12 protein-coding genes are annotated in these 12,161 nt (G+C 72.7%); 4 read left to right on the plus strand and 8 right to left on the minus strand.

Annotated features, from left to right (window positions below; translation table 11 throughout):
* Positions 1-175: 175 nt before the first annotated feature.
* The 4 genes from AB0K00_RS53315 to AB0K00_RS53330 all read right to left on the minus strand — a co-directional run bounded on the left by AB0K00_RS53315 (position 176) and on the right by AB0K00_RS53330 (position 4,356).
* Positions 176-1,432: an Nramp family divalent metal transporter gene (locus AB0K00_RS53315; protein ID WP_363538566.1), complete on the minus strand. Its 1,257-nt coding sequence runs from the start codon at positions 1,430-1,432 to the stop codon at positions 176-178.
* A 110-nt stretch (positions 1,433-1,542) separates the two neighbouring features.
* Entirely contained in the window at positions 1,543-2,394 is an 852-nt protein-coding gene (locus AB0K00_RS53320) for an alpha/beta hydrolase (RefSeq protein WP_363538568.1), read from the minus strand.
* A 64-nt stretch (positions 2,395-2,458) separates the two neighbouring features.
* Positions 2,459-3,799, minus strand: coding sequence for a hypothetical protein (locus tag AB0K00_RS53325; RefSeq protein WP_363538570.1), 1,341 nt, complete (start codon positions 3,797-3,799; stop codon positions 2,459-2,461).
* Between the two features lie 110 nt (positions 3,800-3,909).
* Positions 3,910-4,356, minus strand: coding sequence for a hypothetical protein (locus tag AB0K00_RS53330; RefSeq protein ID WP_363538572.1), 447 nt, complete (start codon positions 4,354-4,356; stop codon positions 3,910-3,912).
* 115 nt (positions 4,357-4,471) lie between these two features.
* Between AB0K00_RS53330 and AB0K00_RS53335 the strand changes: the two genes are divergently transcribed.
* Positions 4,472-4,663: a tautomerase family protein gene (locus AB0K00_RS53335; RefSeq protein ID WP_363538574.1), complete on the plus strand. Its 192-nt coding sequence runs from the start codon at positions 4,472-4,474 to the stop codon at positions 4,661-4,663.
* A 36-nt stretch (positions 4,664-4,699) separates the two neighbouring features.
* Here the strand turns inward: AB0K00_RS53335 and AB0K00_RS53340 are convergent, their stop codons facing one another.
* Genes AB0K00_RS53340 through AB0K00_RS53350 form a run of 3 tightly spaced genes read right to left on the minus strand, consistent with a single transcriptional unit; the run spans position 4,700 to position 7,562 of the window.
* Entirely contained in the window at positions 4,700-5,977 is a 1,278-nt protein-coding gene (locus tag AB0K00_RS53340; RefSeq protein ID WP_363538576.1) for a TRAP transporter large permease, read from the minus strand.
* Positions 5,974-6,555 carry a TRAP transporter small permease gene (locus AB0K00_RS53345; RefSeq protein ID WP_363538578.1) on the minus strand — a complete coding sequence of 194 codons (582 nt, stop codon included), beginning with the start codon at positions 6,553-6,555 and terminating at the stop codon, positions 5,974-5,976. The genes AB0K00_RS53340 and AB0K00_RS53345 overlap by 4 nt, the downstream gene beginning before the upstream one ends.
* Positions 6,556-6,557: 2 nt before the next feature.
* Complete coding sequence (locus AB0K00_RS53350; RefSeq protein ID WP_363538580.1) at positions 6,558-7,562, minus strand: TRAP transporter substrate-binding protein; 1,005 nt, start codon at positions 7,560-7,562, stop codon at positions 6,558-6,560.
* Positions 7,563-7,705: 143 nt separating this feature from the next.
* Here AB0K00_RS53350 and kduI point away from each other — a divergent pair, with 143 nt between their 5' ends.
* From kduI to AB0K00_RS53365, 3 genes are all read left to right on the plus strand, one after another.
* Entirely contained in the window at positions 7,706-8,527 is an 822-nt protein-coding gene (kduI, locus tag AB0K00_RS53355) for a 5-dehydro-4-deoxy-D-glucuronate isomerase (RefSeq protein WP_363538582.1), read from the plus strand.
* Positions 8,524-9,270, plus strand: a complete 747-nt coding sequence (locus AB0K00_RS53360; RefSeq protein ID WP_363538584.1) for an SDR family oxidoreductase — start codon at positions 8,524-8,526, stop codon at positions 9,268-9,270. The genes kduI and AB0K00_RS53360 overlap by 4 nt, the downstream gene beginning before the upstream one ends.
* Positions 9,271-9,370: 100 nt before the next feature.
* A complete protein-coding gene (locus tag AB0K00_RS53365) occupies positions 9,371-10,150 on the plus strand; it encodes an IclR family transcriptional regulator (protein WP_363538586.1) in 780 nt (259 codons plus the stop codon).
* A gap of 76 nt (positions 10,151-10,226) precedes the next feature.
* On the opposite strand, the gene AB0K00_RS53370 is transcribed toward AB0K00_RS53365, so the two are convergent.
* Positions 10,227-12,134, minus strand: a complete 1,908-nt coding sequence (locus AB0K00_RS53370; RefSeq protein ID WP_363538588.1) for a TerD family protein — start codon at positions 12,132-12,134, stop codon at positions 10,227-10,229.
* Between the last annotated feature and the right edge of the window lie 27 nt (positions 12,135-12,161).

Here is a 12,161-nt window from a genome sequence, read left to right on the forward strand (position 1 = left end):
GCACGGCGCGGAGCAGTCCGGCGCCGCCGTGGACGGCGGCGGCGAGAGGGATCGCGGCGCAGGTGGCGGCGAGCGCCGCGACGGTCACCGCGGGCGCGCCGGCGAGGACGGCCGCGACCGTCAGCGCGCCCGACGCGAGCAGCTTGGCCCGGATCCGGGCCGGCACCAGCACGGGTCAGGCCAGCAGCAGGAACGGCAGCGCGCATCCGACGCCCGCGACGATCGCCGCCGCGACGGCCGCCACCGCCGTGGTGACCCGCGCGTTGACGAGCTGGCCCATGAGTGCCCGGTCGCGGCAGAAGTGGATGAGCAGGAACAGCGCGACGGGCACGCCGAAGGACAGCACGACCTGGCTCGCGACCAGCAGCGTGGTCAGCGACGTGCCGATCATCAGCAGCGCGACCGACGGCGCCATGGTGACCAGGCGGCGCAGGTACACCGGCACCCGCCGGCCCAGGAAGCCACCCATGACCACGTCGCCGGCGAGGGTGCCGACGCCGGAGGACGCGAACCCCGAGGACAGCAGCGCCACCGCGAACGCGAGGGCCGCGGCGCCGCCGATCCGCTCGGCGAGGATGCCGTGCGCCTCGAACAGGTCGCCGGTCCACGCGCCCGCGGTCAGCGTGCCCAGCCCGGCGCCGACCGCGATCATCGACACGTTGACGGTCGCGGCGGCGCTCAGCGCGATCCCGCAGTCGAGGCGCAGCGCCCGCCGCACGTCGCGGGGCTGAGCGCCGACGGCGGCGCCGGGCTTGGCCAGCGCGGAGTGCAGGTAGACCGCGTGGGGCATGACGGTCGCGCCGACGATGCCCATCGCGAGGAGCACCTGGCCGCCGCCGTCGAGGCGGGGCACGAGCCCGCCGGCGAAGCCGGACGCGGACTGGTGCCCGACGGCGATCAGGTCGTACACCATGCCGGCACCGATCAGCAGCAGCGCCGCGGCGGTCGCGGACTCGAACCGCCGGGTGCGGCCGCGCCGGCGCAGCGCGAGCAGCAGCAGCGAGACGCCGGCGGTGACGATCGCGGACACGGCGATCGGCATGCCGAACAGCAGTTTTAGGCCGATCGCGGCGCCGACGAACTCGGCGAGGTCGGTGGCGAGGACGACCAGCTCCGCCTGCAGCCACAGGATCCGCCGGCCCCAGCGCGGGAACCGGTCCCGGCACAGCTCCGGCAGGCTCCGGCCGGTGGCCACGCCCAGCTTCGCCGCCTGGTACTGCACCAGGATCGCGACGAGGCTGGCGGCGACGACGACCCAGACGAGCCGGTAGCCCGAGGTGGCGCCGGCGGTCAGGTTGGTGGCGACGTTGCCCGGGTCCACGTAGGCGATGGCGGCGACGAGGGCCGGTCCCATCATCGGTGTCAGCCGCGCCGGCCGCCCGGGTGCGGCCTGGGGCCGCTCGGTGGTCACGACGCGCGTGGTTTCCGCCATGAGGTCGAGCGTGCGGTGCACCGGGGGCGGCCCGCCTCACGCCACCGGCGTGATTCCGCGGATGCGCGAAGCGCCGGGCCTCGACGGCCCGGCGCTGGCGAGGAGCAGGGTCAGGCGTGCGACATCGTCGTGGCGCCGATGAACTCCATCGTCGCCTGGCCGACCTCGCGGGCGTGGGTCCAGGGGATGCCGTGCGGGGCGCCCTTCAGGGTGATCAGGCGCGCGTCGGGCAGCATCGGCTGGAGCCGCTGGCCCGTCTTGGCGTAGGGCAGCACGTTGTCCTGGTCACCTTGGATGATGAGCACGGGCACGTCGATGCGGGGCAGGTCGGGGCGGAAGTCGGTGAGCCAGGCGGTCACCGAGTCGTGGGTGGCCTTGGCGGAGCCGCGGGCGCCGATGTCCCAGTGCCCGCGGAACGCCTCCTCGCTGACCCGCTTGCCCTTGTTCTCGTCCCAGTTGAAGAACGCCTTGCAGAAGTCGGTGAGGTAGGCGAACCGGTCCTGCAGGATCGCCGACTGGAAGCCCTGGAAGAGGTTCCCGTCCACCCCTTCGGGGTTGTCGGCGGTCTTGAGCAGAAACGGGGCGAGGGGTGCCATCAGCACCGCCCGGGACACCCGCCGCGAGCCGTACTTGCCGAGGTAGCGGGTCACCTCGCCGGTGCCCATGGAGTGCCCGATCAGGATGGTGTCGCGCAGGTCGAGCTTCGTCATCAGCGCGTCGAGGTCGGCGGAGAACGTGTCGTAGTCGTAGCCGGTCGACGGCTGCGACGAGTTGCCGAAGCCGCGCCGGTCGTAGGTGATCACCCGGTGCCCGGCGGCGAGCAGCGGGATGGTCAGTTTCTCCCAGGTGGCGCCGTTGAACGGGAACCCGTGGACCAGCACGACGGGTTGGCCGGCGCCGTGGTCCTCGTAGTACAGGTCGATGGGACCGGAGTTCTCCGCACCGACGGTGATGTACGGCATGATGGTCTCCTCGGCAGGGCTCGGAGCGTTTCCTTCGGCCGCTCAGTGCCCGCCCTGCCGCCGATTACGCCACCCGCAGATCGGCGTTTCCCGTGGCGGCATCCAGCGTGAACGCCTCCATCTCACCCAGCAGCGCCCGCAGGTCCGGCAGCGACAGGAACCGGGTGTCGACGTCCACCGTCATCCGCACCTCGTCCGGCACGTCCTCGACGATCACCATGAGCTTCGGGCCCAGGAACCGCAGCGGCTCCTCCGACACCACCCGGGTCTGCGGAAGCGCCGCCCGCACGTCGGCCACGCCGGCCGGTGCGGGCCGCCGCGCGGTGCGGCGGTCGTTGTATATACAGGTCAGGTCGAGCTGTTCGGCGCGCTCCCGGCTGATCCGCTCGGTGAGCGCGGCACGGGCCGCGGGGTCGTAGTAGGCGTACTTCGACGCGCGCATCGACGCCGTCCCGGCCCGGGCCACCGCCTCCTCGGCCGTGACCCCGGCGACGTCCAGGACGCACAGCCCGTCCTGGGTCACCGGGCTGACCACGTCGCGCACGGCCGGCCGGAACCGGTTGCTGATGATCCCGATCGCGACGAACGGGCCGCTGCCCGGCCGCAGCCGCTCCAGCCCGGTGGCGAACGCCGCGAGCAGCACCCACGCCGGGTCGGCGCCGAGCCGGGCCGACACCGTGTCGGAGGCGAGGTGCATCGCCCGGGAGTGCCACCGCAGCCGGCAGTACCGCGGCTCACCCTGGTCGACGGGGCCGTCGAACATGCTCGCCGGGATGGTGCGCAGGTGCGACTCCCAGTAGCGCATCGCCGCGGCGGTCTGCCGGGCCGCCGCCGGTTCGTGCTGCAGGCGGGCCAGCTCGAGGGGCTGGGGCGCCTCGTACGGCCCGGCCGGCTCCCCGGTGACCGGGTCCCGCTCGGCCAGTTCGCGCATCATGACCGCGACACCGCCGAGGTCCGCCGCGATGTGGCACATCAGCGCGACGACGTGGGTGACGGCGCCGCCGTGGCGGACCACGCCCATGCGCAGCGGCCACTCCGTCGCGTAGTCGAACTTGCGTTCCCGCCACTCGTCGGCGAGGGCCTCGGCCAGCGCCGCCGGGTCCTCGCCGGCGGCGGTGTCGTGGACCTCCAGGACGGTCTCGCCGGCGCCGAAGACCTCCTGCGTCACCGTGCCGTCGGCGGCGAAGCGCAGCAGGGTGCGCATCGCCGCGTACCGGCACATGAAGAAGCGCAGCTCCGCGGCGTAGTCCTCGACGGTCCGCCCGTCGGTGGAGGCGACGGCGCCGCCCATGCTCATCGACGAGTCGCTCTCCACCATGGCCGCCCAGACCTGCCGCTGCCCCCAGGCGAGCGGCCCTGTCCCGGCGCCGGGTCCTTCGAACGGGACGATGATCCGCTCCACCACTTCGGTCTGCTCCCAGCCTGCAAGGTACGTCCGGCATTCGCTGGCGTGGATGTTGGCATACCCTGAGGGCGCCGTGATCCGCCGTTCGGTGACTGTTGACCAACCGCGTGTTACAGCGTCTCGCGCTCCGCCTGCGCGATCAGCTCCAGGGAGTCCTCGCGGCCGAGCCGCTGCTCGCAGAGGTAGCCGAACACCGACCACGTGGTGTCGATCACCACCTGCGGCGGGAACGCCGACAGCAGCTCCGCCTTCTGCTCATCCGGGCCGAGGTGCGCCCGGATGACCGCCACCGCCGCGTCCTGGTCGACCTCGACGTCGCGGGCCATGAGCGCGACGTCGTCGGCGATCGCGTCGGCCGGGGTGTCCTCGTCGAACAGGCTCCGGACGGCGAGCCGGATCGCGGCCGCCAGGACCAGCGGCTCCTTGTCGTCCTGCGGCTCGTCGGCGACCTGCTCGGCCGCGTCCTGGTCCCCCACGAGCAGCGCCGCCACCACCGCGCCGACCCGCGACCGCGGCTGCCAGCCGTCGAGTTCGTCCGTCCCCATGTCCGTCCCCATGGTGACGACTGTAACCAGCCGCCGCTCTCCCGGAGGCCCGCGCGGCCGCGACCGGGGCTTGACGGTGTTCCGTCATGCGGAATTATGTTCCATAACCCAGTACTGGAGGAGACCCATGCCGAACATCACCGTGGAGCTGCTGTCCGGACGCACCATGGACCAGCGGCGCGAGTTCGCCGAGGCCGTCACGGCCGCCGCCGTCGACATCCTGAAGGCCAAGCGTCCCTCGGTGCGGATCCGGTTCGACGAGATCGAGAAGTCCGACGTGGCCAACGGCGGCCTGCTGGAGTCGGACCGCACCGACTGACGCCCGTTCGGGGGCGGCCGGCCGCCGCCCCCGAACTCATTTGCGGGCCAGCTCCGGCACCCATTCGGAGAATGCCGGCACGTAGGCAAGCAGCAGGATTGTCGCGAACATCACGGCCATGAACGGCAGCATCGGCCGCAGCATCTCCACGATGCGGATGCGGGCGATGCCGCACACGATGAAGCAGGCCGAGCCGAGCGGCGGGGTGACCAGCGAGATGCCGAACACCGCCAGGCTGAAGATGGCGAAGTGCAGCTCCCCCATGCCGGCCTCCTTGGCCAGTGGCATGAACAGCGGGATGAGCACGACCAGCGCCGGCACCCCGTCCAGCAGCGCGCCGAGGATCCAGAACAGCACCATGACGACGGTGACGAACACGAAGTAGTTGCCGGTGAACTGCCCGGCCCAGTCCGCGAGCACGATCTCGACCTGGTCGTACGCGAGCATGTACGCGAGGAGCTGGGCGACGCCGACGAGGGAGAGCACCACACCGGAGGTGCGCCCGGCGTTGACGAAGATGCTCACCCACTCGCCGCGGCCAACGGACCGGTACACCACCGCGAGGAGCACCGAGTAGAGCACGGCGACGGCCGCCGCCTCGGTGGCGGTGAACACGCCCCACAGGATGCCGCCGAGGATCAGCACCGGTGCGATGAGCGGCGGCAGCGCCTCCCACCCGGCCCGCAGCAGCTCGCCGGGGGTGACCCGGACCCGCTCCGTCGTCGGCTCCCGGTATTTGGCGTAGAAGTAGATGACGATGCCCTTGCCCAGCGCCACGACGACCGCGGGGATGAGCGAGGCGAGGAACAGGTCCCGGATGGAGAGGTTCGCGACGGTACCGAGGACGATCATCGTGATCGACGGCGGGATGAGGATGCCCGTGCCCGATGCGGCCGCAACGATCGAGGCCGACCACGGCCGCCGGTAGCCGGCCTTCGTCATCGGCGGGATCATGGTCGAGCCGATCGCGGCGGCGTCGGCGTTGACCGAGCCGGACAGCCCGGAGAAGAGCATGGTCGAGGCGACGACGCTCATGCCGAGCCCGCCGGTCATCCAGCCGACCAGCATGGTCACGAACCGGACCAGCTTCTCCGCCGCGCCGGAGCGGTGCAGGATCTCCCCGGTCAGCACGAACAGCGGGATGGCCAGGAGGGTGAACGAGTTCAGCCCGTGGAAGACGGCCTGCGCCGCGACGGTCAGCGGCAGGCCGGCGGAGAAGCTCTGGGCGAGGCCGACCGCGCCGAGCGCCGCGACGATCGGCGCGCCGACGACGATCAGGACCAGGATCCCGACGAACGCCAGGGCGAAGCTCATGCCGCACCTCCGGGGGTGGCCGGCGCGGGCCGGTCGGTGTCGTTGGTGAGCTCCTCCGGGACGGTGTCGAGCGTTCCCGGCAGTTCGGCGCCGCGCAGCAGCGCGACGATCTCGACGATCAGGTGCACCGAGCCGAGCACGGCACCGAGGGGCAGCGGCAGGAACGCGACCCACAGCGGGATGCCGACCGGGGAGACGACGTCGCTCTGCTCGATCATGTACAGCACGCCGCCGATGCCGAGGCAGACCAGCACGACACCGAGGATCACCAGCTCGCCGATGCGCAGCACCCGGCGCGGGAGCACGCCGAGGCGGGTCTCGAACAGGTTGAGCGCGACGTGGGCGTTGTCCCGGATGCCGATCGCGAAGCCGACGAAGGCGACGTAGACCAGCAGGTCGGTGGCGGCCTCGTTGGACCACGACAGGGGCCGGTCCAGTGCGTACCGGAAGAACACCTGCGCCAGGATGGTGAGCACGGTCCCGGCGAGGAGGAGCACCATGAGTGCGTTCTCGGCGACGGCGAGGGCACGCAGCGCGGGGTGTGCGCGGGCCGCCTCGGCAGGGGTGGCGATGGGCATCCTCAGCTCACCGGCAGCAGCTTCATCAGGTCGCCGAACGTGGCGCGGTTCTTGTCCAGGACGGGTTTGACCGCCTGGACGAAGGCCGCGGTGTCGACGTCGTCGTTGATCTTCCCGCCCTTGTCGCCGGCCTGCTTGACGTAGCCGTCGGTCTCGTTGCGCCACAGCGCCCGCTCGTGGCTCTGGGTCTCCAGGCCGGACTGCACGAACGCGTCCTGCAGGTCCTTGGGCTGCTCGGCGAACCACTTGCGGCTCACCAGGAGCGCGTCGACGCCGTACTGATGGCGGGTCCAGGACCAGAACTTCGCCTCTTCGACGTGCTTGTTCGTCACGTAGAAGATGGGGTTGTTCTCGGCGCCGTCGATGACGCCCTGCTGCAGCGCCGAGTAGATCTCGTTGGTGGCCAGGGGCGTCGCCTGCGCGCCGAGGGAGTTGAACGTGTCGATGGCGACCGCGTCCTGCGGCACCCTGATGCGCAGGCCGCGCAGGTCGGCCGGGGTCTTGATCGGCCGTTTCTTGTTGTAGACGTTGCGCGAGCCGGAGTCGAAGTAGGCCAGCACCTTGAGGTCGTAGCCCTCCAGGATGGTGCCGAGCTGCTTGCCGAGTGCGCCGTCCAGCGCCGTGAAGAGGTCGTCCTGCTTCGGGAACGCGTACGGCAGCGACAGCACGCCGAGCTTCTTGTCGAAGGCCGTGAGGTTCGCGAACAGGGTCTTGGTCATCTGCAGCGAGCCGGCCCGCACCTGTTCGTTCATGCGGTTGTGGTCGCCGAGCGTGCCGTTGGGGAAGACCTTCACCTCGTAGCGGTTCTTGCTGAGCGCCGCGAGCCGCTCGCCGAAGAACTTCTCGGCGGCGATCTCGGGGTTGCTGTCGTTGACCGTGTCGCCCAGCCGGACGTCGGTCTTGCCGCCGCCGGCGGCGCCGTCCTTGCCACTGCCGCAGCCCGCGAGGAGCGAGCCGGTGGTGATCGCCGTGCCGGTCGCGAGCGTGAGGAATCGCCGTCTGTCCATGGTTCCCCCTTGGGAGCGGGATGTTCTACAAAGGGTTGCAGGGGTGTTCCGGATCACTGGCGCGGACGATACTCTGTTCCGACACACGGAACAACATCCTGTGCAATGGAATGTGTTGCAGTCGGAAACATGGAGGCCCCTGAATGGAGATCCGCCACGCGACCGCCCCGGACGAGGTGCGCGGCATGGACACCACGGCCCTGCGCGAGCGTTTCCTCGCCGGCGACCTGCTCGGCGACGCAGCCGTGCGGCTGGTGTACTCGCACCACGACCGCCTGGTCATCGGCGGGGTGCGGCCGGGTGACGCGACGGTCCCCCTACCCAACCCGCCCGAGCTCCGGGCGGAGTTCTTCCTGCAGCGCCGCGAGCTCGGCGTGGTCAACGTCGGCACGGACCCCGGGCAGGTCGTCGTCGACGGCACCGGCTACGAGCTGGCGCCGAAGGAATGCCTGTACGTCGGATCCGGCGCGCGCGAGGTCACCTTCGCCGGCCCGTCCGCGGCGTTCTACCTCGTGTCGACGGCCGCGCACACCACCCACCCGACCCGGCACAGCCGGCTCGCCGACGCGGAGCCGGTGCACCTCGGCGGCGCCGAGGGATCCAACCAGCGGACGATCTACAAGCACGTGCACGCGGGCGGCATCCGCAGCTGCGAGCTCGTCCTGGGCGTCACGGTGCTGGCCCCGGGCAGCATGTGGAACACGATGCCGTGCCACACCCACGGCCGGCGCACCGAGGTCTACTTCTACTTCGACCTGGAGCCCGGCCACCGCGTCGTGCACCTCATGGGCCGCCCCGACGAGACCCGCAACCTCATCGTCGCCGGTGACCAGGCGGTCATCTCGCCGCCGTGGTCGGTGCACTGCGGCTTCGGCACCCGCAGCTACGCGTTCGTGTGGGCGATGGGCGGCGAGAACCAGGCGTATGACGACGTCGAGGTCGTCGCCCTCGAGGACCTGCGGTGACCCTTTTCGACCTGACCGGGCAGACCGCGCTGGTCACCGGCGCCGGCAAGGGCATCGGGCGGGCCGTCGCGGTCGCCCTCGCCGAGGCCGGCGCCGACGTGGTGCTGCACGCCCGCCGCGACGCCGACCTCGACGAGGTCGAGCGGCAGGTCAAGGCTGCCGGACGCACCGCCGGGCGCTGGGTCCTGGACCTGGGCGACCCGGCCCGCGTCGCGGCCGCCGCAGCGGTCATCGGCCCGATCGACATCCTGGTCAACAACGCCGGGCTGATCCGCCGCGGGCCGACCACCGAGCAGCCCTACGAGGCGTGGCGCGAGGTCCTCGACACCAACCTCGACGCGGTGTTCGTCCTCACCCGCACGCTGGGCTCCGGGATGCTGCGCCGCGGCCACGGCCGGGTCGTCATGATCGCCTCGCTGCTGTCCTTCCAGGGCGGGCTCAACGTCGCCGCGTACACCGCCAGCAAGCACGCCGTCGCGGGCCTGACCAAGGCCCTGGCCAACGAGTGGACCGAACGCGGGGTCCTGGTCAACGCCATCGCGCCGGGCTACATCGCCACCGCCAACACCCGGGCGCTGCGCGACGACGCGGACCGCGAGCTGGCGATCCGCCAGCGGATCCCGGCGGGCCGCTGGGGGCGCCCGGAGGACGTCGCCGGCGCCGCGGTGTTCCTCGCCTCGCCCGCGGCCGGGTACGTGGCCGGGCACGTGCTCGCCGTGGACGGCGGCTGGCTCGCCCGTTGACGGCGGCCGGCTCGCCCGTGGACGGCGGGCTGGCTCGCCCGTTGACGGTGGATGCCGAGGGCAGGCGCTGATGGCGGGCGCTGACGGTAGGGTGTCTGGCGTGGCGGGCGAAGCGGCGAACGGTTCCATCGACAAGGCACTCATGGTGCTCGAGTCGCTCGCGCAGCACACCCGGGTCACCGACATCGCCGCGGCGACCGGGCTGCCCAAGTCGACGGTGCACCGCATCCTGCAGTCGCTGCTCGCCTGGGAGTTCGCCCGCGCCGACGGCAGCGGCGGCTACCTGCCCGGCCCGCGGATCCTGGCCCTGGCCGGCAAGGTCATGACCCGGTTCGACCCGGCGCAGCACGCCCGCGGCGCGCTGCGCGACCTGCGGGACCGCACCGGCTTCACCGTGCACTTCGCCATCCGCAGCGGCGACGAGGTGGTCTACGTCGAGAAGCTGGAGGGCCGCCAGCCCTACGACATGAAGTCCCGCGTGGGCAACAGCGTCCCGCTGCACACCACCGGCATCGGCAAGGCGATCCTGGCCAACCTGCCGGCACCGGAGACGGACCGGATCATCGCGCGGGCCGGACTCGTCGCGGTCACCCCGAAGTCCATCACCGACCCGGCGGTGCTGCGCGCCCAGCTCGCCGACGTGGCGCAGCGCGGCTACGCGGTCGACGACGGCGAGAACGACCCCGGCATCCGCTGCGTCGCCGCCCCGGTCTTCGACCACACGGGGGCGGTGATGGGCGGCGTGTCGATCGCGGCCCTGACCTTCGACCTCGAGCTGGGCGACGAGGCCCTGGCGGCGCAGGTGATGACGACGGCCACGGCGGTGTCGACCGCCCTGGGCGCACCGGCCACCACCCGGCCCGCGGCGCACCTCGCCTGACGGTCCGGGCGCCCGCCCGGACTACCGCGCCGCCGCGGCGGACCGCCGCCGGCCGGCCGGCTCCGGGCCCGCGGGTTCAGTCGTCGTCGACGGTGACACCGTGCAGGGTGGCGAGTTCGGCGAGGCCGTGGTCGTAGCCCTGGCCGATGGCGCGCAGCCGCCAGCGGCCGTCGCGGCGGTAGACGTGGGCGAGCAGCAGGCTGCGTTCGGTGGTGGCGGCGTCGAGGGTGGCCCGCACGCGGGTGGTGCCGTCGCCGGTCCGCGCGACGAACTCGACCGGTCCGAGGTCGCCGAACGTGTGGGTGTCCGGCAGGGCGGCGGCGATGATGATCCGGCTGACGTCGTCGGGGATACGGTCGAGCCGGACGTCGACGAGGGCCTCGTGCCGCACGTCGAGGGTGAGCTCCACGGACCCGTCGGCCGAGGCGGGCTGGTTGTAGAAGACGAAGTCGGCGTCGGCGCGGACCTGCTCGTCGGCGTCGGTGAGGAACGCGACGACGTCGACCTCCGCGTCGGTGCCGGTCGGCCACGTGACGGAGACCGTCCAGTCGCCGATGCCGTCGGGCAGGTCGGTCACCGCGCCACGCGTCAGCACCGCGACCGGCGCCTCGGTCCCGCCCGGCCCGGCGAGCGCCGCATCCGGCCCAGCAAGCGCCGCATCCGGCCCAGCGAGCGCCGCATCCGGCGCGTCGGGTGCGACGGCCGGCGCGGCGGTGACGGCGGTGACGGCGGCGGCAGGTGCGTTGGTGGGGGCGGGTTCGAGCGCCTCCGGGGTGCGCACGGGCAGGCCGAGTGCGGTGACGGTGGCCCAGCGGCGGTCGTTGCCGGCGCCGGGCAGGGCGACAACGTCGGTGACGCGGGCGGTGAGGTTGACCGCGGCGATGCCGCCGAGGTCGCCGATCCGGTTGCGGACCTCGGCGGCGTCGGCGTGGGTGCCGCCGAGGACAAGCAGGCACCGCCCGGCCAGCGGGCCCACGGCGGCCGCAGCGGCCGCACCGGCCGCAGCGGCCGCGGCGGAGCGCGGGGCGGGCACCGCGCGTCCCGGCGGCGCGACCGGCTTGGGCGTGCCGGGTTCGACGTCGGCGAGGAGCCCGGCGAAGGTGGTCTCGTCCACGACCGGGACCGCGTACATGGCGGCGGCCCGGAGCTTGTTGGTCGCGGCGGCCGGGTCGTTGGTGACGAGCAGACCGGTCCGGCCGCTGACGGTGTTCATCACGTCCAGCCCCGCGTCCGTCGCGCGGGCCGCGAGGGCGTCCCGGGCGGTCGCGGTGGTGCCGGTGATGGCGACCTTCGCGCCCTGGATCAGGCGCCGGCCGGGCGTCCACCGGCCCGGCCACGTCCACGGGCACACGGGCCGGGGCAGGCGGGCCGGGTAGACGCGGTCGGTCTCCGCGGCGTCGCAGGCGCTGAGCGGGAGCTCGACGGCGAGGGTGTCGGCGAAGGCGAGGCTGTGCCGCAGGATCTCGGTGAGGACCCGGGTGTCGTCCTCTGCGTCGTGCGGGCGGGCCTGCGTGACACCCCAGTGCGCGGCGAGGGCGGCGAGGGACAGGCTCGGGGTCGGCAGGTCGAGCCGGCGGCTCAGGGCCAGGGTGCACAGCCTCGTGCTGACCGGGAGGCGGTGGACGGCGCGGTGGGCCTCCGCGGCCAGGAACCGCCAGTCGAACTGGGCGTTGTGCGCGACCATGACCCGGCCGTCGAGCAGCTCCGCGAGGTGCCCGACCACCGCGTCGAAGCGGGGCGCCCCGGCGAGGCGTTCGCGGGTGATGCCGTGGATGTGCACCGGACCCGGGTCGCAGCCGGGGTCGACCAGGGTCGACCAGGTCCGCCCCACCGACCCGTCGGCCTCCATCTGCGCGACGGCGATCTGCAGGACCCGGTCGCTGGGCGCGTGCAGGCCGGTGGTCTCCACGTCCACGACCGCGTACCGCAGCGGGTACCGCGTCGAGACCCTCGAAGGCAGGGGCGTCGTGGCAGGGTGGGTCACATCGAGCTCCGTCCGTGGATGCCGGGT

The sequence above is a fragment of the Dactylosporangium sp. NPDC049525 genome, from assembly GCF_040676755.1.
GTDB lineage: Bacteria > Actinomycetota > Actinomycetes > Mycobacteriales > Micromonosporaceae > Dactylosporangium.

Excerpts from the sequence above, each read along its gene's own strand:
- AB0K00_RS53315 (WP_363538566.1), bottom strand. The coding sequence starts at position 1,432 with ATGGCGGAAACCACGCGCGTCGTGACCACCGAGCGGCCCCAGGCCGCA.
- AB0K00_RS53320 (WP_363538568.1), bottom strand. The coding sequence starts at position 2,394 with ATGCCGTACATCACCGTCGGTGCGGAGAACTCCGGTCCCATCGACCTG.
- AB0K00_RS53330 (WP_363538572.1), bottom strand. The coding sequence starts at position 4,356 with ATGGGGACGGACATGGGGACGGACGAACTCGACGGCTGGCAGCCGCGG.
- AB0K00_RS53335 (WP_363538574.1), top strand. The coding sequence starts at position 4,472 with ATGCCGAACATCACCGTGGAGCTGCTGTCCGGACGCACCATGGACCAG.
- AB0K00_RS53340 (WP_363538576.1), bottom strand. The coding sequence starts at position 5,977 with ATGAGCTTCGCCCTGGCGTTCGTCGGGATCCTGGTCCTGATCGTCGTC.
- AB0K00_RS53345 (WP_363538578.1), bottom strand. The coding sequence starts at position 6,555 with ATGCCCATCGCCACCCCTGCCGAGGCGGCCCGCGCACACCCCGCGCTG.
- AB0K00_RS53350 (WP_363538580.1), bottom strand. The coding sequence starts at position 7,562 with ATGGACAGACGGCGATTCCTCACGCTCGCGACCGGCACGGCGATCACC.
- kduI (WP_363538582.1), top strand. The coding sequence starts at position 7,706 with ATGGAGATCCGCCACGCGACCGCCCCGGACGAGGTGCGCGGCATGGAC.